The sequence below is a fragment of the Lactobacillus sp. UMNPBX4 genome (genome assembly GCF_002554115.1).
Taxonomy (GTDB): domain Bacteria; phylum Bacillota; class Bacilli; order Lactobacillales; family Lactobacillaceae; genus Lactobacillus; species Lactobacillus gallinarum.
The window spans coordinates 1-21,072 of record NZ_PCZF01000025.1; the positions used below are offsets into that span (position 1 = coordinate 1).

The 21,072-nt window shown below is 39.6% G+C and carries 21 protein-coding genes and 2 pseudogenes; 7 read left to right on the forward strand and 16 right to left on the reverse strand.

Annotation, left to right across the window (positions count from 1 at the left end; all coding sequences use genetic code 11):
- The first annotated feature begins 130 nt into the window (after positions 1-130).
- Positions 131-1,027 carry an alpha/beta hydrolase gene (locus tag CP355_RS06100; RefSeq protein ID WP_098044113.1) on the forward strand — a complete coding sequence of 299 codons (897 nt, stop codon included), beginning with the start codon at positions 131-133 and terminating at the stop codon, positions 1,025-1,027.
- Positions 1,028-1,035: 8 nt separating this feature from the next.
- A complete protein-coding gene (locus tag CP355_RS06105; protein ID WP_098044114.1) occupies positions 1,036-1,392 on the forward strand; it encodes an arsenate reductase family protein in 357 nt (118 codons plus the stop codon).
- A 49-nt stretch (positions 1,393-1,441) separates the two neighbouring features.
- Here the strand turns inward: CP355_RS06105 and CP355_RS06110 are convergent, their stop codons facing one another.
- A complete protein-coding gene (locus CP355_RS06110; RefSeq protein WP_087176582.1) occupies positions 1,442-1,702 on the reverse strand; it encodes a hypothetical protein in 261 nt (86 codons plus the stop codon).
- 84 nt (positions 1,703-1,786) lie between these two features.
- On the reverse strand, positions 1,787-2,395 hold the full coding sequence (locus tag CP355_RS06115; RefSeq protein WP_098044115.1) for an SHOCT domain-containing protein: 609 nt from the start codon (positions 2,393-2,395) through the stop codon (positions 1,787-1,789).
- 153 nt (positions 2,396-2,548) lie between these two features.
- On the opposite strand from CP355_RS06115, the gene CP355_RS06120 reads away from it, so the two are divergent.
- Complete coding sequence (locus CP355_RS06120; RefSeq protein ID WP_098044116.1) at positions 2,549-4,930, forward strand: Xaa-Pro dipeptidyl-peptidase; 2,382 nt, start codon at positions 2,549-2,551, stop codon at positions 4,928-4,930.
- Between the two features lie 52 nt (positions 4,931-4,982).
- On the opposite strand, the gene msrB is transcribed toward CP355_RS06120, so the two are convergent.
- From msrB to CP355_RS06165, 9 genes are all read right to left on the reverse strand, one after another.
- A complete protein-coding gene (msrB, locus tag CP355_RS06125; protein ID WP_098036615.1) occupies positions 4,983-5,408 on the reverse strand; it encodes a peptide-methionine (R)-S-oxide reductase MsrB in 426 nt (141 codons plus the stop codon).
- The gene (locus CP355_RS06130) at positions 5,401-5,682 is read right to left on the reverse strand and encodes a hypothetical protein (protein WP_056945464.1); all 282 of its coding nucleotides are present in this window, start codon (positions 5,680-5,682) and stop codon (positions 5,401-5,403) included. The genes msrB and CP355_RS06130 overlap by 8 nt, the downstream gene beginning before the upstream one ends.
- Before the next feature lie 113 nt (positions 5,683-5,795).
- Positions 5,796-6,659 (reverse strand): GRP family sugar transporter, encoded by an 864-nt coding sequence (locus tag CP355_RS06135; protein WP_098044117.1) that lies wholly within the window; start codon positions 6,657-6,659, stop codon positions 5,796-5,798.
- A 135-nt stretch (positions 6,660-6,794) separates the two neighbouring features.
- Positions 6,795-9,983, reverse strand: a complete 3,189-nt coding sequence (gene carB, locus CP355_RS06140; RefSeq protein ID WP_098044118.1) for a carbamoyl-phosphate synthase large subunit — start codon at positions 9,981-9,983, stop codon at positions 6,795-6,797.
- Positions 9,976-11,067, reverse strand: a complete 1,092-nt coding sequence (locus CP355_RS06145) for a carbamoyl phosphate synthase small subunit (protein WP_098044132.1) — start codon at positions 11,065-11,067, stop codon at positions 9,976-9,978. Before CP355_RS06145 ends, carB begins: the two co-directional genes overlap by 8 nt.
- A 6-nt stretch (positions 11,068-11,073) precedes the next feature.
- Positions 11,074-12,351 (reverse strand): dihydroorotase, encoded by a 1,278-nt coding sequence (locus tag CP355_RS06150; RefSeq protein WP_098044119.1) that lies wholly within the window; start codon positions 12,349-12,351, stop codon positions 11,074-11,076.
- On the reverse strand, positions 12,351-13,307 hold the full coding sequence (locus CP355_RS06155) for an aspartate carbamoyltransferase catalytic subunit (RefSeq protein ID WP_098044120.1): 957 nt from the start codon (positions 13,305-13,307) through the stop codon (positions 12,351-12,353). Before CP355_RS06155 ends, CP355_RS06150 begins: the two co-directional genes overlap by 1 nt.
- Before the next feature lie 144 nt (positions 13,308-13,451).
- The gene (gene pyrR, locus CP355_RS06160; protein ID WP_098044121.1) at positions 13,452-13,994 is read right to left on the reverse strand and encodes a bifunctional pyr operon transcriptional regulator/uracil phosphoribosyltransferase PyrR; all 543 of its coding nucleotides are present in this window, start codon (positions 13,992-13,994) and stop codon (positions 13,452-13,454) included.
- Between the two features lie 174 nt (positions 13,995-14,168).
- The gene (locus tag CP355_RS06165) at positions 14,169-15,092 is read right to left on the reverse strand and encodes a dihydroorotate dehydrogenase (RefSeq protein ID WP_098044122.1); all 924 of its coding nucleotides are present in this window, start codon (positions 15,090-15,092) and stop codon (positions 14,169-14,171) included.
- Between the two features lie 252 nt (positions 15,093-15,344).
- On the opposite strand from CP355_RS06165, the gene pyrF reads away from it, so the two are divergent.
- Both pyrF and pyrE read left to right on the forward strand, forming a co-directional pair.
- Positions 15,345-16,052 carry an orotidine-5'-phosphate decarboxylase gene (gene pyrF / locus CP355_RS06170; RefSeq protein WP_098044123.1) on the forward strand — a complete coding sequence of 236 codons (708 nt, stop codon included), beginning with the start codon at positions 15,345-15,347 and terminating at the stop codon, positions 16,050-16,052.
- A 1-nt stretch (position 16,053) separates the two neighbouring features.
- Positions 16,054-16,692: an orotate phosphoribosyltransferase gene (gene pyrE, locus CP355_RS06175; RefSeq protein ID WP_098044124.1), complete on the forward strand. Its 639-nt coding sequence runs from the start codon at positions 16,054-16,056 to the stop codon at positions 16,690-16,692.
- On the opposite strand, the gene CP355_RS06180 is transcribed toward pyrE, so the two are convergent.
- Positions 16,606-16,977, reverse strand: coding sequence for a hypothetical protein (locus CP355_RS06180; protein WP_233186990.1), 372 nt, complete (start codon positions 16,975-16,977; stop codon positions 16,606-16,608). The two genes, pyrE and CP355_RS06180, sit on opposite strands and share 87 nt — an antisense overlap.
- A 137-nt stretch (positions 16,978-17,114) precedes the next feature.
- Here CP355_RS06180 and CP355_RS06190 point away from each other — a divergent pair.
- Positions 17,115-17,976 (forward strand): annotated as a pseudogene (locus CP355_RS06190) (IS30 family transposase).
- Positions 17,958-18,050: pseudogene (locus CP355_RS10780) on the forward strand (DNA methyltransferase); the annotation flags it as partial. The pseudogenes CP355_RS06190 and CP355_RS10780, both read left to right, overlap by 19 nt.
- A gap of 41 nt (positions 18,051-18,091) precedes the next feature.
- On the opposite strand, the gene CP355_RS06195 reads toward CP355_RS10780, so the two are convergent.
- The 4 genes from CP355_RS06195 to CP355_RS06210 are packed head-to-tail and all read right to left on the reverse strand — an operon-like array spanning position 18,092 to position 21,029.
- Positions 18,092-18,952 carry a transporter substrate-binding domain-containing protein gene (locus tag CP355_RS06195; protein WP_098044125.1) on the reverse strand — a complete coding sequence of 287 codons (861 nt, stop codon included), beginning with the start codon at positions 18,950-18,952 and terminating at the stop codon, positions 18,092-18,094.
- Between the two features lie 12 nt (positions 18,953-18,964).
- Complete coding sequence (locus CP355_RS06200) at positions 18,965-19,705, reverse strand: amino acid ABC transporter ATP-binding protein (RefSeq protein ID WP_098044126.1); 741 nt, start codon at positions 19,703-19,705, stop codon at positions 18,965-18,967.
- A gap of 9 nt (positions 19,706-19,714) precedes the next feature.
- On the reverse strand, positions 19,715-20,389 hold the full coding sequence (locus tag CP355_RS06205) for an amino acid ABC transporter permease (RefSeq protein WP_013438314.1): 675 nt from the start codon (positions 20,387-20,389) through the stop codon (positions 19,715-19,717).
- Complete coding sequence (locus tag CP355_RS06210) at positions 20,370-21,029, reverse strand: amino acid ABC transporter permease (protein ID WP_098044127.1); 660 nt, start codon at positions 21,027-21,029, stop codon at positions 20,370-20,372. The genes CP355_RS06205 and CP355_RS06210 overlap by 20 nt, the downstream gene beginning before the upstream one ends.
- Positions 21,030-21,072 lie beyond the last annotated feature (43 nt).

Below are 21,072 nucleotides of genomic sequence, written 5' to 3' on the forward strand. Positions count from 1 at the left end.
ATTAGATAAAATCTATCAAACAGCGTAAGTGTTCAATTTATTATTGCAATTTACGAAAAATTATTTTTTATTTTTAGTTTGAGTATAATTAATTGTGAAAGCGTTTGTTTTTAGAAAAGAGAATAAAAAGATGGAACTTACAAATAAAATTAAAAACTTCCTTCATGAGTATCGTAGTGGTTGTAAGAAAAGCGATGATCATCGTGACAGTGATCTGCCTCATGACATCCCAGAAGTTGAAAGAATCGACAATTTACCTTACGGTCCAGACGAAAAATGGCATACATTAGATGTTTATCTTCCTAAAAAAGAAAGTGCACCCTTCCCTGTCATTATTAATATCCACGGTGGCGGTTGGGTTTATGGTACCAAAGAAACCTACCAATACTATGGCATGGGGTTAACTAAGCGTGGATTTGCATTTATTAATCCTAACTACCGTTTAGCCCCAGAACATGCAGAATTTCCAGATGAATTAGACGATGTTGATCGTTACATGCACTGGGTCGATGATCATGCAGAAGAATATCGCTTAGACAGAAATAATGTCTTCATTATTGGTGACAGTGCAGGCGGTCAAATGGCAGCGCAATACGTTACCATTTTGGCCAATCCAGATTATGCTAAATTATTCTCATATAAGCCACTTAACTTAAAATTTAGAGCAGTTGGCTTAAACTGTGCCGCATCCTTCGTCTTAACGCCAGACAGCCTTGCAGGCGTGGAAAGTCTTTACTTTACTAAGAATGCAGTTAATAAATATCATGAACAGTTGGATGTAGAAAAATACATTGACCACAATTTCTTGCCTACGTTTTTAATTACTGCCAATAACGACTTTTTACACGACATGCAATTTACACTTTTCGGCTTTTTGCTTGGTCGCGGCGTTCATGCTATTTGTAAATCTTATGGTGATGAAGATAATCCTCGTGGTCACGTCTTTTTCGTTAACCAAAAAGACAGAATCGCAGATATCGCTAACGATGAAGAAATCGAATTTTTCAGACAACACATGAGTAAATGAGGTAATTTATGATTAAATTTTACGGTTATAAACGTTGCTCCACTTCTAGAAAAGCACGCAAATGGATGGACGACCATCATGTTCAGTATGAATTTCAAGATTTAGTTGCAGAGCCGCCTAAAAAAGACGATTTGCTTAAATGGATGACTAAGTATCAAGATCGCGGTTTGAAATACTTCTTTAATACACACGGTCAACGTTATCGTGCGGACAATTTAAAAGAAAAAGTACCAACGATGACCATTGAAGAAGCAGCAGAAATGATGTCACAAGATGGCAAGTTAATTAAGCGCCCTCTTGTCGTAGATGAGCAACATTTAACCTGCGGCTTTAAAGATGATATATTTAAACAAACTTGGTTATAAAAAATAACCCCTACAAGACTCTATGAAATCTTGTAGGGGTTTCTTTACATTAAATCAATTTTACACATTTACTATGTTTATTCTTCATCTTGGCCCAGTTATTGAAAAACAATACTCCAAAGCCAAGGACCATCACAACACCTAAAAAGATAATCGCATTAGTGGAATTAGCTACAACTAATTCATGTGCAGCGTTAAAATCTGCTGCTTCGTTCATTTGAATAATCAGTCCTGAAAACAACATGGCTAAGCCGTTTAAGGTTAGCAAACCACACAAGACTGTTAGGATTTTCACTTTAATAAGCTTCATAAAACCATGTCCTTCCTTAAATATAATTAGACAAATATTATACACGGTCTAACTTCATAATCAAGAAAAAGACATTGTTAAAAATTATATTTTCAGAATTTGCTTCTTTTTAGCTTGAAATTCTTCTTCTGTTAAAATCCCTTGATCCAGCAATTCTTTCAATTTTTTGATTTGCTCAAGCTGCTGATCAAAATCATCATCTTCACCCTGAGCAATTTTGAACCACTTTTTAATATTATCGGCCAAAATCTCAGCGGGAACTTTATTAATTGAATTAATATCTAAGCTCCGATTACCAACAATTAAAGATAATTCACCATACATAAGCTGATTCTTTAAGATGACACTTTTAACCTGCTTTAAATCAATAATCTGAGGTTCATTGCTACGTTTTTTCTTCAATATAATCAAATTACGATTGCTGCAAACAAGCATTACATTTTCACTATGCTCATTAATGCCAATCGCTGCATATTGAATTATTTCTTCATCTTTAATAGCTGTAGCCAGCGGTGCTAAATCCTCATCGTTAAACCAAATATCGAATACCCCAGCATCGATCATTTGCTTTTTCAAGCGCTCAGGCAAAGCTAATTTATTAATTTTTGCAATTGCTTGTTGTCCGCGCTGCTCAGCCAAAAATGATTGATTAGCATTCTTTTGTTTTTTACTAAATAAATCGAACAGTCCCATAAAAATATCCTTATATCAATAAAATCTAATTACTTATATTATGGACTATTTTTACTTTACTTAAAATATTTCTTTATTGATTTCATTTTTTATTGGTTCTCTCACTTCAAACGGGTAAACTATAAGGTAATAATACTGACAAAGGAGAAAAATATGAAATATAACCAATACGCTTATGTTGAAACTGATTTTCAACAACAAGTTAAAGAATTAATCGATATCAACTTCTTACCAAAAAATTATCAAGACTGGGACTTCAGTAGTCTTTTAGCCAAATTAGTTAAAAATGCGATCGCTGAAGCTAAAACCGACGCTGCTAAAAATGCCAAACTTGCTGAATTTGCAGTTTCCGATCACCAGACCTTGGCTGATTTTCTTAAAGAAAAGCCAACAGAAATCGGCACCGAACAATTCTATAATGTAGCTTTGCAACTCCTCGGCTACCACGTTCACTACGACTATGAATTTGCCGATTCAACTGGTTTTATGCAAAGAAACGCTTTGCCATTTATGCAAGACATTAGCGATAATCAAAAGTTAATTTCTGCTTTCTACCGCTTGCTCAATACTCGTGCTAAGAACGGACAAATCTTGCTTGATGTAATGGCAGGCAAGGGCTACTTCACTCAGTTCTGGGGTCAAAACAAGTTCAAATTCTTCAATGGCAAATCTATCCCTGTTTTTGACACAAACAAAGTCATCCGCGAAGTCGTTTATGTCGAAACTGATCTTGACACTGATCATGACGGTAAGAGCGATTTAATCCAAGTTACTGTTTTCCGTCCTGCAGAAACCAATAAGGGATTAAAAGTACCCGCACTTTACACCGCATCCCCATACTTTGGCGGAATCATTGCCAACGAAAAGCGTAACCACAATGTTGACGAAAATCTTTCTGATTCTACCACTTGGGATGACCCACAATACGTTCACTCACCAATCGTTAAGGCAGAAAAGCCAGATGGTTCAAGCCACCCAGCAACTGAAGAAGCAGTTCACAAGTCATCTTACCCATTAAACGAATATATGCTTGCTCGTGGTTTTGCTAGCGTCTTTGCTGGTGCCATCGGTACGCGCGGCAGTGACGGTGTCCGCATCACCGGTGCACCTGAAGAAACTGAATCAGCTGCTGCAGTTATCGAATGGCTGCATGGCGATCGTATTGCCTACACTGACAGAACTAGAACTGTTCAAACTAAGGCTGACTGGTGCAACGGCAACATCGGGATGACTGGTCGTTCATACTTGGGTACTTTGCAAATCGCTATTGCAACTACTGGCGTCAAGGGTCTGAAGACTGTTGTTTCTGAAGCTGCTATTTCATCATGGTACGACTACTACCGTGAACACGGTTTGGTTATTGCTCCTGAGGCTTGCCAAGGTGAAGATTTAGATTTACTTGCTGAAACCTGTCAGTCAAACTTATGGGATGCTGGTTCATACCTTAAGATCAAGCCTGAATACGACAAGATGCAAAAGGAATTACTTGAAAAAGAAGACCGTGAAACTGGTCAATACTCTGACTTCTGGGAAGCTAGAAACTACCGCCACCACGCTGATGGCATCAAATGTTCCTGGATCTCAGTTCACGGTTTAAACGACTGGAACGTTAAGCCAAAGAACGTTTACAAGATCTGGCAACTAGTATCCAAGATGCCAATGAAGCATCATCTCTTCTTGCACCAAGGCCCACACTACAACATGAACAATTTTGTCTCAATCGACTTCACAGATTTAATGAATCTTTGGTTTGTTCATGAGTTGCTCGGTCTTGAAAACAATGCCTACAATCAATGGCCAACAGTCATGATTCAAGATAACCTGCAAGCTGATAAGTGGCATGAAGAAAAAGACTGGAGCGATGAATTAGGTCAAGAAAAGATCTACTATCCAACAGATGACCATGAACTTTACCAAGATGGTAACGGCAAGGCAAAGATGAGCTTCACCGATGTTGGTGGCACTGAATTTAAGAAATCTGGCATCTCAGAAAGCGACTGGCAATACAAGTTTATCTGTGGCGATGAAAAATGGGCTAAACCAAGCCTACGTTTTGAAACAGATGAATTTATTCATCCTACTACGATCGTGGGTCGCCCAGAAGTCAAAGTAAGAGTCTCTGGTAGCCTTCCAAAGGGTGAAATTTCCGTTGCTTTAGTTGAACTTGGTGAAAGACAACGATTAACTGCTACTCCTAGGTTCTTAATGCGCGGCGGACAAGAATTAGGCTACCGTTTTGGTACTGATACCTTGCAAGAATTTGTTCCAGATAAAAAGACCAAGGCTAAGTTAATCACTAAGGCTCACATGAATTTACAAAACTTTAAGGATATGAAGAAACCTGAAGCAATCGATGCCGATAAGTTTTATGACTTAGACTTCTTGCTTCAACCTACCTACTACACTATCCCATCCGGTAGCAAACTTGCTTTAATCATCTACTCAACTGATCAGGGCATGACTAAGCGTCCACTTGAAGATGAGACCTACACAATTGATTTAGCTAATACCGAGATTAAGTTTTACGAAAAATAATTAATAGTAAATAAAGAGACAGATATTCGTATTGGAATACCTGTCTTTTTTATTATTTAAATATTTTTTTATATTCTCCGTATCCAGCCTGATCAAGCTTATCATACGGAATAAATTTTAACGCAGCCGAATTAATGCAGTATCGCAATCCGCCTTTGTCAACTGGTCCATCGGTAAAGACATGGCCCAAATGTGAATCAGCTTCAGGGCTTTTCACTTCTGTTCGTTCCATGCCATGAGATTGATCGCGATGATATGCCAATTTCTTAATCGGTTTAGTAAAGCTGGGCCAGCCGCACCCTGCATCATATTTATCTTCACTAGAAAAAAGTGGCTCACCGGACACCACATCAACGTAGATTCCTTTGTCATAAAAATTATCATATTTTCCTGTAAAAGGGTACTCGGTCGCAGCTTTTTGGGTAACGTTGTATTCTTCTTCGCTTAACTTTTTTAACGCTTCTTCTTTATTAAACATGTTCCGTTCCTCCTGGAAAGAAATTATCGATTTTCTTTTCATAGATATCGAAACGATATCTAGTCAAAAATTCATTAGCAGGATCATAGATTCTTACTTGCAGCATTTCATCTTTGCCATTCATATGTACTTCTTTATTTGGCATATCTAAAAATGGCTTAAAGGCGGCAATCACATTTTGATATGAACTATAAACATGGACGTTTTGTTCAATTACTTCACCATTTTTAGCATATCGCCGTGCACAGATTACATATACAACGTTGTCATTCATAGAAGAGGCTCCTAACTTTTACTTTTCTTGTTTCTTACTATTTTAATTCATTTGCTTACTAAGTAGATAAAAAAAGCAACAGATATCTAAATTAGACATCTGTTGCCAATTTGTTAAAATACTGAAGTTAAGACAGCACCAGCTACAATTAATACCAAACCAATTGCAGTATAGATGTAACCCTTCTTGGTCTTTTGTTCATGTAAGAAGATAATACCACCAAGAGTTGAAATAACCACGCAAAGTTGTGACATAACGAAAGCTAAGTTAACACCGTTCATCTTTACTGAAACGATATATGCAAGTGCAGCTACGGCATAAATCAAACCTGCAGGAATAACTTGGTAGCTTTCCTTTTCCTTAACAACATCAATTTTCTTGGTTGCAAGTAAGTAAATCACAGTGGCGATCAACATACCAATGGTTTCACCAAAGAAAATCATGGTGTTATCACCCTTCAAAGCCTTAGGAATTGAGCTTGATGTGATGTAACCCAAAGTAGTCAAAACCAAAACAATCATAGTAGTTGTTTGGTTCTTCTTGCCACCTTCGGCAGTACCCTTATCAGTCAATGAAGTACATGCAACACCGATGATCAAGGCCAAAATACCTAAGAAACCAAAGATCTTAGATTGAGTACTTGCCCATTCACCGAAGATTAATACTCCGACAAGTGGTACACCAATTAATTGCAAACCGGTTGAAATTGGCATTGTTTCAGAAACACCAACTTTAGAATAACTGTAATACTGTCCGACCTGACCAATTACCCAGGCAGCTCCAGCAAGCATTGCTAACATAAATGTAGTGCCATCAAAAGTTGGACGTTTAATGAGAGTCATTACAGCACCAAAGATAAATGCACCGAGCACAGTACCTAAAATTTGGTGGTAAATGTTACTCTTCTTGACCCCAGCAACGAACATCGGCATAAGTCCCCAGCCGATTGCTGGAATGAATAGAAATAAATAACTCATTATTTTTCTCCCCTATATTTGTAAAAAAGTTACAAGGAGCATTGTATCAATGAAAGCGGATACGTTGCAAACGAAAAACAAGTGCGAGTTAAAAAAGATGATCTTTCGATCATCTTTTTTACTTCTTATTTACCTTTAATCCAAACTCTTAGTCGCAAATGATATATTTTCTAGCGATTTAAGCAAGGCATCCGCAGTGTCCAAAGCTGTTAATAACGGAACGTTTTGTTGGATTGCCATTTGTCTAATAATGAAGCCATCTGAATTCTTTTCAATATCATGTCCCATCGTATTGATCACTAAATCAATTTGACCATCGCGTAATTCGTTCAGGATGTTATCGTCAGCATGCTCATCATCATGTACTTTCGTCACGAGTTCTACGTGCAAGTCATTCTTTTTAAGGAAGTTGGCTGTACCCTTAGTTGCAAAGATTCTGTAACCAATTCGTGCAAAGCGCTTCGCAATTGGCAAAATCTTTTCTTTATCTCTATCTTCAATAGTAAGAAGAACATTGCCATTCTCAGGTAGTTGCATCTTAGCACCCGCAAATGCCTTGTATAATGCCTTGGCAAAAGTATGATCACTACCCATTACTTCACCAGTTGATTTCATTTCTGGTCCAAGGTATGAGTCAACATCAGCTAACTTACTAAAGCTGAAGACTGGTGCCTTAACTGAGATCATATCAGGTTCTGGTGCCAAGCCATCACTGTAGCCTTGTTCAGCCAAGGTTTCACCCATAATTACACGCGTAGCAACTTGAGCCATTTCAATACCAGTAATCTTACTCAAGAATGGAACAGTTCTACTTGCTCGCGGATTTACCTCAATTACATAGACATCCCCATCGCGCACAATAAACTGGATGTTCATAATTCCCTTACAGTTCAGAGTCAAAGCCAATTTTCTAGTTACGTCGGTAATCTTTTCCTTAACTTCTTCAGTGAAGGTTTGTGGTGGGTAAACTGCCATTGAGTCACCTGAGTGAACACCAGCGTGTTCGATGTGTTCCATAATACCTGGTAAAAGCACATCCTTACCGTCACAGATCGCATCAACATCACATTCACGACCATCCAAGTAGTCATCGACCAAGATCGGGTGATCAGCCGCAATATCTACGTGGTCTTGCAAGTATTCTTCAAGTTCATCCTTGCTGTAGACAATTTCCATTGCCTTACCACCCAAGACATAACTTGGACGAACCAAAACTGGGTAGCCTAATTTTTCTGCAGCTTCGATAACGCCTTCGTGAGTAGTTGCAGTTAAACCCTTTGGTTGGTTAAGCTTCAAGTCCTTGATGATTTCATCGAATAACTCACGGTCTTCTGCACGGTTAACGTCCTTAACCTCGGTACCCAAGATCTTAACGCCATGCTTTTCAAGACCAGCTGCCAAGTTGATTGAAGTTTGACCACCGAATTGAACGATTGTACCTACTGGCTTTTCCAAGTCACAGACGTTCAAAACATCTTCAAGAGTCAATGGTTCAAAGTAAAGCTTGTCAGAGACTGAGAAGTCAGTTGAAACAGTTTCAGGGTTTGAGTTAATAACAATAGCTTCATAACCCATCTTTTGTAAAGCCTTAACACAGTGAACAGTTGCGTAGTCAAATTCTACACCTTGACCGATTCTGATTGGGCCTGAACCAATTACGACAACTGATTTCTTACCTGACTTATGTGATTCGTTTTCTGCATCATAAGTTGAGTAGAAGTATGGGGTCTTTGATTCAAATTCTGCGGCACAGGTATCAACCATCTTGTAGACTGGAATGATGCCGTTAGCTTTTCTGAAGTTTCTTACATCATCTGCGGTTTCGCCCCACAAGTTGGCAATGGTTGGATCGCTGAAGCCGTATTTCTTAGCAAGGCGCAGTGTATCTACATCGTCTTTGTTTTCTTGCAAAGTCTTTTCCATTTCGACCATGTGCTTTACGATATCCAAGAAGTAGAAGTTAATCTTAGTTAATTCATGCACATCTTCCAATGTATAGCCACGTCTGAATGCTTCAGCTAAGTAGAATAAACGGTCGTCTTGTGCTTTTACTAGTTTTTGTTCAAGCTTATCATCACTAGCTACATGAGCTTCTTCAGAGTAAAGATCCTTTTCATCGATTTCAAGAGATCTAACAGCCTTTTGCATAGCTTCTTCTGCGGTTCTACCGATGGCCATAACTTCACCGGTAGCCTTCATTTGAGTACCTAAAACTCTGTCAGCCTTAGGGAACTTATCGAATGGCCAGCGAGGGATCTTGCAGACAACGTAATCAAGAGCTGGTTCAAATTCGGCATAAGTAGTACCAGTTACAGGGTTCTTGATTTCGTCCAAAGTCATACCAACGGCAATCTTGGCAGCCATCTTAGCAATTGGATAACCAGTAGCCTTTGAAGCCAAGGCGCTTGATCTAGAAACTCTTGGATTAACTTCGATAACGTCATAGTTAAAGCTGTTAGGATCAAGGGCAAGCTGTACGTTACATCCCCCTTCAATCTTAAGCGCACGAATCAAACGGAGTGAACAATCACGAAGCATTTGGTATTCCTTGTCTGACAAGGTTTGACTTGGTGAGAAGACAATTGAGTCACCGGTGTGAATACCAACTGGATCGAAGTTTTCCATACAGCAGACGATCATCGCATTGTCATCGTGGTCACGCATTACTTCAAATTCGATTTCCTTGTAACCAGCAATGGATTTTTCAATCAAACATTCAGTTACTGGTGAAAGTTCCAAACCGTTCTTTGCAATTTCAGCTAATTCTTCACGGTTGTGACAAATACCACCACCAGTACCACCCATTGTGAAGGCAGGACGTACAATGATTGGGTAGCCGATTTCGTCACCAAATGCCAAAGCATCTTTAACTGTATTAACAGTCTTTGATGGTGGCACAGGTTCGCCTAACTTCTTACATAATTCCTTGAACTTCTCACGGTCTTCAGCTTGTTCAATTGAATCAAGCTTAGTACCCAAAAGTTCAATGTGAAGTTCATCCAAGATACCAGTTTTTGCAAGAGCCAATGCCATATTTAAACCTACTTGACCACCCAAGGTTGGCAAAATAGCATCTGGGTATTCTTGACGAATGATTCTTGAAATTGATTCAACAGTCAAAGGTTCAATGTAGACTTTGTCAGCGATTGTCGTATCAGTCATGATAGTTGCTGGGTTGGAGTTAACCAAAACAACTTCGTAACCTTCTTCGCGAAGAGCCAAACAAGCCTGAGTACCAGAATAGTCGAATTCTGCGGCCTGACCAATAATAATTGGACCAGAACCAATCACCATAATCTTATGAATATCTTTTCTCTTAGGCATGACGCTCTTCTTCCTTTCTTTGGTCAATCATTGACATAAAGTCATCAAATAGTGAAACCTCATCGTGTGGTCCTGGAGTTGCATCTGGGTGGAACTGTACTGAAAATGCTGGATACTTTTTGTGGCGAAGACCTTCAACAGTACCGTCGTTTACTTCAACGTGAGTAATCATTAAGTTGTCTTTATCAACTGAGTCAGCATCTACAGCATAGCCGTGGTTTTGTGAAGTAAAGCCGATGTTGCCCGTAGCAATTTCACGAACTGGATGGTTGAAACCACGGTGACCGAACTTCATCTTGTAGGTATTAGCGCCGTTGGCTAAAGCAAAGACTTGGTGTCCCATACAAATACCCATCAATGGCACATATTTTTCTACTTCACGAACCATGTTTGTAGCACCATTTGCGGCCATTTCTTCTGGGTCACCAGGGCCGTTTGAAAGAAGAACACCATCTGGATGAAGGTTTAAGACTTCTTCAGCAGTTGCAGTATATGGCAAGACGATACAGTTACAGTCACGTTCGGCAAGTTCACGTAAAATACTGTGCTTGATACCAAAGTCGATCACTACGATGTTGCGCTTTGAACCTGGAACCGGATATGGACTCTTAGTTGATACGCGGCTGATTATGCCTTGAGTTACATTTTCAGTTTGTAAAATCTTGGTGATCTTTTCTGCATCTTCCTTAGAATCTACAATCTTACCTCTTAAAGTACCGTGAACACGGAGCTTTTTAACTAAAGCACGTGTATCGATGCCTTGAATACCTGGGATATCCAAGTGCTCTAAGAATTTAGGCAAAGTAGTTTGCATTCTCCAGTTATCTGGGTAACGTGCTACTTGGTGGCAAATCACACCCTTGCTCTTTGGTTCAAGTGATTCATAGTCGGCTAAGGTAATACCGTAGTTGCCGATCAATGGGTTAGTGAAAACCAAAATTTGGTCTGCATAACTTTGATCAGTAATTGCTTCTTGATAGCCGGTCATCCCTGTTGTGAATACAACTTCACCGGTTGTTTCACGATCGGCGCCAAAGCCTTCACCGGCATAAACACTGCCGTCTTCTAAAATTAAATAGCGCATTGACATTTACTCTGCTCCTTCCTGGTATACAACCTTACCATCAACCATTGTCATCACAGTTGAGCCATAAACCTTATGACCAGTAAATGGAGTGTTAACTCCCTTAGACTTGAAGTCTGCTTCCTTGATTTCTTTTTCATGTTCCAAATCAAAGATTGCGATATCAGCTGGCTTGCCTGGTTCAAGAACGCCGGCGTCTTTAAGACCAAAGGTCTTAGCTGGTCTATCGCTAAGCCATGACAATAATTGTTCGAGAGTAAAGACCTTTTCGTTTTTTACAAACTTAGTATATAGCGTACTGAAAGCAGTTTCACTACCTGTGATACCAAAAGCCGCACCTTTCATTCCGCCTTGCTTTTCTTTCTTAGCATGAGGCGCATGATCAGTAGCAATCAGATCAATTGTGCCATCAAGAAGTCCTACTAAAAGTGCTGCTTGATCTTCCTTAGTTCTTAGTGGTGGGTTCATCTTGAAGTAGCCGTTGTCTTTTGGAATATCGTCACCAGTTAAAAGAATGTGGTGAGGAGCAACTTCACAAGTAACATTGATTCCGCGAGCCTTTGCCATGCGGACAAGTTCAACGCTAGTCTTAGTTGAAACGTGGCAGATATGGTAGTGAACGCCAGTCTTTTGAGCCAAGAGCAAGTCACGAGCAATTTGCGTGGTTTCAGCAAGGTCAGTAACAGGTGGTAAGTTCAATCTTTCTGCAGTCTTACCTGCGTTAACGGTACCGTGGTTAAAGAGTGAATCGTCTTGTGCGTGGGTCGCAACGATCAAGTTATTTTCCTTAGCTTTTTGCATAGCCAAGTACATGGTTTGAGCTGTTTGTACACCGTGGCCATCGTTACTCAAAGCAAAGGCACCAGCTTTTTTCAAGGCTGCATAGTCAGGAATGACATCGGTTGTCTCATCATTGGTGATTGGACCATATTGGAAAATGTGAACTACGCCTTTTTCCTTGTTTTCCTCAACCATTTTCTCCATTAATTCTGGAGTGTTAGGCACAGGAGTTACGTTAGGCATAGCACCTACTGTGGTAAAGCCGCCACGAGCAGCTGCTTCACTGCCTGTTCTAATATCTTCCTTATATGTTTGACCAGGATCACGGTAGTGAACGTGGACATCAACTAAACCTGGGCTGACCAACTTGCCTTTGGTATCAATTACTTTATCGCCTGTTAAATCAGTACCGATTGCCTTGATTTTGTCATTTTCAATTAAAACGTCTGCTTTAACTAAGTGACCATTTTGATAAACGGTACCGTTCTTAATTACTGTTGTCATTATTCGAGACCTCCGAGCCTTCTTCCGCGTAATACTGCTTCAATCATGGCCATTCTCATAAATACACCATTTTGCATTTGACGGACAAACATGCACTTGTCGCTTTCTACCAAGTCACCGCTAAGTTCAACGTCGTGGTTGATTGGACCTGGATGCATGATGATTGTGTCAGGCTTTAATTCGTTGTAGCGTTTATGGTTGATGCCGTATTTTTCATGGTAAGCTTTAGCATCAAATTTCTTTTCATTAGGATCACCTGCGTGACGTTCATGTTGTACTCTTAAAAGCATCATGACATCCATGTCAGGGATTAATTTATCTAATTCTTCATACTTGCCGTATTTATCAAATTTTTTGTCGTACCAGTAGCTTGGACCTGAGAAGTAAACTTCTGCACCTAATCTAGTAAGAAGTTCCATGTTACTCTTAGCTACTCTTGAGTTAGTGATGTCGCCGACGATGGCTACCTTCAAGCCCTTAAAGTGGCCGAAGTGTTCGTGAATAGTCATCATGTCGAGCATACATTGACTTGGGTGTTGGCCACTGCCATCACCTGCGTTGATCACACCGATGTTTAAGTGTTGGTGTTCTTTCAAGTTGATCAAATCGTCGTAGTATTCATTTTGTGAGTGGCGGATCACTTCAAGATCGACGCCCAAAGCGTTCATGATTAATGAAGTGTCGTATAAAGTTTCACCTTTGTTAACAGATGAGTGAGCTGGATCAAATGGGATAACTGTTAAGCCCAATTTTCTTTCAGCCATTTCAAAACTCGTATGCGTTCTGCTTGAGTCTTCGAAAAACATGTTGGTTACGTAAACCGGCTTAGTTAAGCGAGGTGTTGCGCCGCCCTTTTTGAAGTATTCAGCTCGTTTGATTAAAGCTTCAACTTCATCGACATGCAAATTTTCAACACTAACAAAATGTGGTAAACTGAAAAGATTTAAATTTTCCATTTTCTATTCTTTCTATCAAAAAAGCCTGAAGCATTTAATTGCTCCAGGCTTTTTCTTCGCACTTTTGTATACGAAAAACTAAGCAACCCTTCTGGCCCTCTCTGGAGTCAATTAAATGGTTGAATTATTTACTTTTTCTATTTTTTATTTTGGCAAACCCTTCAATTCAACTGAATCTTTGCCGTCCTTTTCAACTACATTAACAGCGACTTGTTCGTCGGCAGAAGTTGGAATGTTTTTACCAACAAAGTCGACACGGATTGGCAATTCACGGTGACCACGGTCAACCAAAACTGCCACTCTGATCGAACTTGGTCGACCAACGTGCATCAAAGCATCCATCGCAGCTCTAATTGTTCTACCAGTGTAAATAACATCGTCGATCAAGACAACGTGCTTGTCATCGATGTTAACACCAACTTGATCAGAGTTAACAACTGGATCTTGCTTTAAGGATGCATCATGACGATCATCACGGTAAAGGGTGATGTCAAGTTGACCAACTGGAACATCAACACCTTCAAGTTTTTGAATTCTGTCATGGATGCGATTAGCCAAGTAAACGCCTCGCGTCTTAATTCCAACTAATACTAGATCATCGGTACCCTTATTTTGTTCGATGATTTCGTACGTAATACGCGTAAGCGCACGCTTCATTGCAAGTGCATCCCAAATTTCTTTTGCCAATTTAATAGCCTCCTAATTTTTGCCCATTAAAAAAGCTCCCATTCTTCTCTGAGACTAGGAGCTTTCTGTAAAGTCGAAACTTAATTTAAGCCTGCCTTGCTAGCCTCACGGGACTAATTTTAAAGGACATTCATTGCTTTAAAGTTACTGTAAATGACAGCGTTTGTCAAGGGATTAATTAAGTTTAACTTGTCCAACTAAATCATTGATATCATCGACGCCTAATTCTTCAAGTTCTGCAGGTAAACTATCAGCGATATGCTTGGATGCGATGCTGTCGTGGAAGTGTGCAGTACCTACTGCTACGGCACTTGCACCGGCAAGCATGAATTTAACGACGTCTTCAGCTGAGCTAATTCCACCCATACCAATGATTGGTAAATCGACTGCTTGGTGAACATGCGCAATCATGCGAATAGCAACCGGTCTCACAGCTTCACCTGACAAACCGCCAATGTTGTGACCAAGGACTGGCTTTCTAGTTTTCACATTGATTTCCATGCCAAGCAAAGTGTTGATCATGGAAATACCATCTGCACCGCCCTTTTCGGCAGCTTTTGCGATAGTAACGACATCAGTTACGTTTGGCGTTAATTTGACGTAGATTGGAACGTTAACCACGTTTTTGATTTTTTTGGTTAATTCTTCAACTACGTCGGGATGCACACCAAAACTCATGCCGCCGCGATCAACGTTAGGGCAAGAAACGTTGATCTCTAGTGCGTTGACTAATCCTGAAACAGATAACTTCTTTGCAACTTCAACATAGTCATCTTCACTGTCGCCACCCACACTAGCCATAATTGGCAAGTCTGGATATTGCTTTCTAAGCGGTGTTAATTTTTCACTAATTACTGCGTCAACACCAGGATTAGTTAAACCCACTGAGTTAAGTACCCCATCGTCTAAAACAGCGATCTGAGGTTGCGGATTACCTGTTGTTGCGTGTGGCGTGGTTGTCTTAATTACCATTGCACCTAAGTCATTCAAATCGAACTTCTTAGCTGCTGGCACATCGCCAAAACCAAAGGTACCACTTGCTGGCATCACCGGGTTCTTCAAATCTAATCCTGGTAACTTTACGCGTGTATTTGTCATAATTTTCCTCCAAAAATGAATGCTCACGGACATTCGCTTATTTTTTAGAACAGATTGTACACGCCTTTTTTGATTTTTAAAAGTCTAAAATTTTATTTGTATTTTATTTTCGATGGTGTTAAACTTCGTTTTGATCAAACTTTAAACGGTACAGAGAGACCGCAAGTTCAAAATATTGACTTAAATTATCTGGGGAAAGTCTATACCTGGTGTCTCTCTGCGCCACGTATAGACTTTTTTTGTGGAGGAAAAATGACTAGACCTGTTATCGTTGCCCTCGATTTGGACAATGAAGAAAAATTACACGAAATTTTGTCAAAACTAGGCAAACCGGAAAATGTTTTTATCAAAGTTGGCATGGAATTGTTCTATAATGCCGGCATTGATGTAGTTAAAAAATTAACCGATCAAGGCTACAAGATCTTCTTAGACCTTAAGATGCATGACATTCCAAACACTGTTTATAACGGTGCTAAGGCTTTGGCAAAACTCGGCATCACCTTTACTACGGTGCACGCACTTGGCGGCAGTCAAATGATCAAGGCCGCTAAAGACGGCTTAATCGCTGGCACACCCGCTGGCAAGAGCGTACCTAAGCTTTTGGCTGTCACTGAATTGACTTCAATTTCAGACGATGTTTTAGCCCACGAACAAAACTGTTCTTTACCAATGGACAAACAAGTACTCAGCCTGGCAAAGATGGCAAAAGCTGCCGGTGCAGACGGCGTTATCTGTTCACCACTTGAAGTCAAAGAATTGCACGAAGCAATCGGCGACGATTTCTTATATGTCACTCCCGGCATTCGTCCAAAGGGCAACGCCAAGGATGACCAATCAAGAGTTGCAACACCAGCCGATGCTAAGGAATGGGGTTCAAGTGCCATCGTTGTTGGCCGCCCTATCACTTTAGCCAGTGATCCAGAAGCTGCTTATGAAGCAATCAAGAAGGAGTTTAATTAAAATGCATAAAGATCAAATTATTTCTCAACTTATCCAAGAAAAAATCATCACTATCTCACCTGACAAACCATTTACCTATGCAAGTGGGATGCTTTCACCAATCTACACTGACTTGCGTTTGACTGTATCTTACCCAGAATTACGCGACATGATTGCCAGCGACTTAGCCAACTTGATTGCCAAGGAATTCCCTGAAGCAACCATTATCGGTGGTGTTGCAACTGCCGGCATCCCTCACGCAGCTTGGGTTGCTGACAAGTTACACCTTCCAATGATTTATGTTCGTCCAAAGCCAAAGGATCACGGTAAGGGTCGTCAAATTGAAGGTCGTTTCTCAAAGGATGATAAGATTGTTTTAATCGACGACTTAATCACTACTGGTGGTTCAGTTTTGAACGCTGTTAAGGCAACTGAAAAAGACGGTGGCAACGTAATCGGCGTATCTTCAATCTTCACCTACTACTTGCCAGACGCAAAAGAAAACTTTGCCAAGAGCGGCGTTAAATATGCTCCACTTCTTTCTTACCCAGAACTTCTTAAGAAGGAAAATGAATCAGGTCATATCTCTAGTGAACAATACGATGTATTGAAGACTTGGCACGAAGACCCATGGGCTTGGGGCAAGAAGTTTGAAAAGTAATAAATAATTACCTGTTGCTAACCAGACATCAATGAAATAACCGTTAAACAGCCAGAGAGTTATCCAGCGAGTAATCTCATGATTAAGCTTGCTAGGATTTTTACGCTTAAATTGAACGTAAAAATTTAAACCAATGACTAAGCATAAGAATACTAACTGAAAAATATTACCTGCAGTGTGTCCTCGCTTAGGAATCATTTCTAAAATTGTTACGATTAGTGCAAAAATCATTTGCACGTTAAAGATCTGTTGCCAGCGTTTGCGCGGCAAAATCACCTCATTCATATTTTCCCCTCCAATTCATGATTTTTAATTACGCCGACTGTAAAATTAAATTGAACACTTTGTAAAAAAATAAAAGCCCATCTGGGCCTGTTTGATAGAATGTTAATAACCACAAAAACTTCTATTGGAGGTCACAAATGGACTCTTTATATTCTACTATGAATCAGCGCATTAAAGGCAAACACTTATCATTCGAAGAGCGGGTTATTATCCAAACTCGTATCAAAGACGGCTTATTGCACGTGAACTTGGTTGTTCCCCGTCTACCATCAGATATGAAGTCAAACGCGGTACTGTTTCTCTTTATCATGGCAAACAGAGGCGGTACAAGGCTGATCACGGTCAAAGCGTTTATCGGGCTAATCGATACCATTGTGGCCGCAAATCAGACCTCTTGAAGAAATCTGATTTTATCGAATATGTTAACAAGCATTTCTCTGAAGACGACTGGTCGCTTGATGTATGTGCCAATCGCAGTTTGGCTATAGGAGAATTTTCTAGTAATCAAACGGTTTGTACTAGAACCCTGTATAACTATGTCGATCAAGGATTAATGGATATCAGAAACTGTGATTTGCCCGAAAAGTTAAAACGCAACACTAAAATTCATCGCATCCGCAAAAATAAGAGAAAGCTTGGCCGAAGCATTGAAGAACGTCCACAAGATATCAACGATCGAAAAGAGTTCGGCCATTGGGAATGCGATCTGGTTTTAGGACATAAGACTAGAGATGATCAAGTACTGCTGACTTTGTCTGAGCGAATGAGTCGCGAGTTTTTAATCTTGCGGATTCCCGATAAGACCGCTGCCAGTGTCATGCATGCTTTTAGAACGCTTCAAAAACAATACAGCGAGCACTGGAACGACATCTTCAATACATCATTAATATTGAAACCTGGTGCAATTCACTGCCGAGAAAGATCTTAGCATATCATACCCCAGATGAAATCTTTGAAAAGAAGTTGGACAAGTCGAGTAAGTTAAAAATGTTGATGTAGAATTCGTTTGGTACCCGGTCTGGTCACCTAATAAGATGAGCGATGCGGCTAAAAAATATTTCGGCATAAAATAAGGAGAACCAATTCAAACTTTGAATTGATTCTCCTTTTTAGTCTACTTTAGCAAAATGTCGCTAGGCACAATTCCTTTACCAAAGTATGGTTTAAGTTCAATTTGGTAATCTTTCTTGAAGAAACCTTCAGCAGTCAAACGATCGATTTGTTTATTAGTCCACTTCAATAAAGATTTGTTACCCTTCTTAACAGCAGGTGCAATAAATTGGTGAGGACCAATTGATCTAATTCCGACTACATATTGCGGATTCTTTTTAATCCAGGCATATAAGTAGGAGTTATCATCAGCTAATGCAGCTCCTCGCTTATTTTTCATTGCATTAAATTGCTGGGTTTCTGAATCAAAACGTAAAAGCTTTATTCCAGGACGCTTAGCAAAGTAATTTTCACCCGTTGATCCTTTCAAAAGAATCAATTGTTTCCCTCGCAATTGCTTTTCACTGGTAATCGGGTGACTCTTAGGTGAAACGACACCAGTTGATACTTTCATGTAAGGATGGGCAAAATCTACTACTTCTGCTCTTTCTGGAGTCTTGGTAAAGTTGGCTAAGACCATATCTACTTTATTAGAATTCAATGCGTCAACCCGGTTATTTCCGTTAAGTTGGGTAAATCGTGGTTTCACACCTAATTCTTTAGCTAATTCTCGTGCAAGTCGCAAATCAAAACCAACCCGTTTACCTTGAGAGTTAACCCAACCATATGGTGGTAAGTCGCCATAAACACCAATTCGAATATAACCTCGACGCTTAATTTGGGTCACACTATTATTGTTACTCCAACCGCTACCACCAGCAGAACGAGCTAGATATGGTTTAGTTAAACCCATATAAGCTGAAGCTAACACTACGACAGCGGCAATTACACTAATAATAGTGTTGAATATCTTTCGTCCACTCATAGTTTCATCCCCCTAGAAGTCCATATCAGTGAGGAATTGCTGAGCTCTTTCAGATTGTGATTCAGTAAAGAACTGTTCACAAGGAGTTTTTTCAATAATCCTGCCTTTTTCCAAAAAGAGGACTTGATCAGCGACACGTTTAGCAAAGTTCATTTGGTGAGTAACTAAAATCATTGTCATATGATCATTTTCTGAAAGTTTTTTAACAATATCTTCAATACCACGAACCATTTCAGGGTCAAGAGATGCAGTAATTTCATCAAGTAGAATAACTTCAGGCTTCATAGCTAAAGTACGGACAATTGCCACTCTTTGTTGTTGACCACCAGATAATTCTCGAGGATACGTGTCAGCATATTGATCCATATTTACCCGTTTTAACAAATGATGTGCTTCTTGTTCTACTTCTGCTCGATCCCGTTTTTGGACCTTTGTAGGTGCCAAAAGAATATTTTGCATTACTGTTAGGTTTGGAAAAAGATCATATGATTGAAAAACCATGCCAATCTTTTGTCGAATAGCTTGCCATTCTTTTGGAGAGGACTGGACCTTTTTACCATGAAAGACAATCTCACCATTTTTATAATTTTCCAAACCATTCAGTGTTCTTAAGAGTGTTGATTTACCTGAACCTGAGGGACCCAGAATCGCCAAAACTTCACCCTTTTTCAAATTAAAGCTAATATCGTGAAGTGCTTGCCAGTCACCATAAAACTTGTTTAGATGTTCCACTTTTAAAATTTCTTCAGTCATTTTTCTCACCTATTTTTGCTTTGCCATTAAACTCTTTGCCCATACTGATAAAGGATAATCCAGGATAAAGTAAAAGAAGAAAATCAAACCATAAACCCAAAAAACACCTGTTGGGAATTTTTGATTATTTGCTTCAATAATTTGTTGTCCTACATTGATAACATCCATTACACTGATCAACATTAAAATAGAAGTTGTTTTAATTACTCTTGTTGCTAAGTTGATCGTAGCTGGTAACTCTAATTTGAATGCTTGAGGCAACAAAACATACAAGAAAAGCTGCATCTTACTCAAACCCAATGCCAAGCCACTTTCCTTTTGAGCTAATGGCACGGATTGCAAAGCCCCACGAACAATATCGCTGAACTCTGCTGCTACCCAAAGCGAAAAAGCTAAGACTGCCATCCAAGTACCCGGCCAATTAATATGCAAGCTACGAGGCAAAATATAATAAACCAAATAAAGTAGAACTACACTAGGTAAAATCCTAAAGATCTCCATGTAGACTCTTAAAATGCAACGAATTATTTTATTCGGCATTGTCCGAAGAACACCGAATATAGTTCCAATAAGCAATCCAATGATAATTGACAAAGCAGCAATCCAAATAGAGGTCCATAAACCAACTAATAGCCGATCAAAGTTGCTGCCGCTAAATAAGACATTAATCCCCGAATGCGCCATAACGAACTTTCCTTTCTAGCCAGTTTAAAAGCAAAATTACTGGAATCATAATAATCACATAGCCGATAACCAACATTAAAAGATATTCGTTAGACCGGTAATACATTCCTATTAGGTCCAATGCGGTATTAGTCAATTCTGGAATCGCAATCACTGTAAAGATAGATGTTTCCTTAATAAGAAAAATCACATTAGCTGCCAAAGCTGGCATACTTAAGGCAAATCCTTGCGGGAACACAACGTATCTTGCTAATTGAAAGCGATTCATTCCTAAAGCTTCGCCAGAATTGATTTGACTATCCGTTACCCCTTGGAAGCCACCGGTGAACCCTTCAGCCATGTAGCCTCCCCCAAGGAAAATCAAACCGATAATTCCGGCAGTAATTGATGACATTCGCCAACCAATTACTGGAAATGCATAATACAAAAAGAAAAGTTGAATTAAAAGCGGTGTATTGCGTGCCAATTCGACATAAGCTGTTGCAATCTGACTTAAGATCGGGGTCTTAAAATATTGCAGCAAACTTGCAATGACTCCAACAATGATTGAGCCAATAATCCCAACCAATGAGAGCCAAACGGTAAGAACGAAGCCATGCCCATATGCTGGCAATGCCTGCTGTATAATGGTCCAATCCATTTATATATCTCTCATTCATGAAACATCATACTTTAGTGTGAAT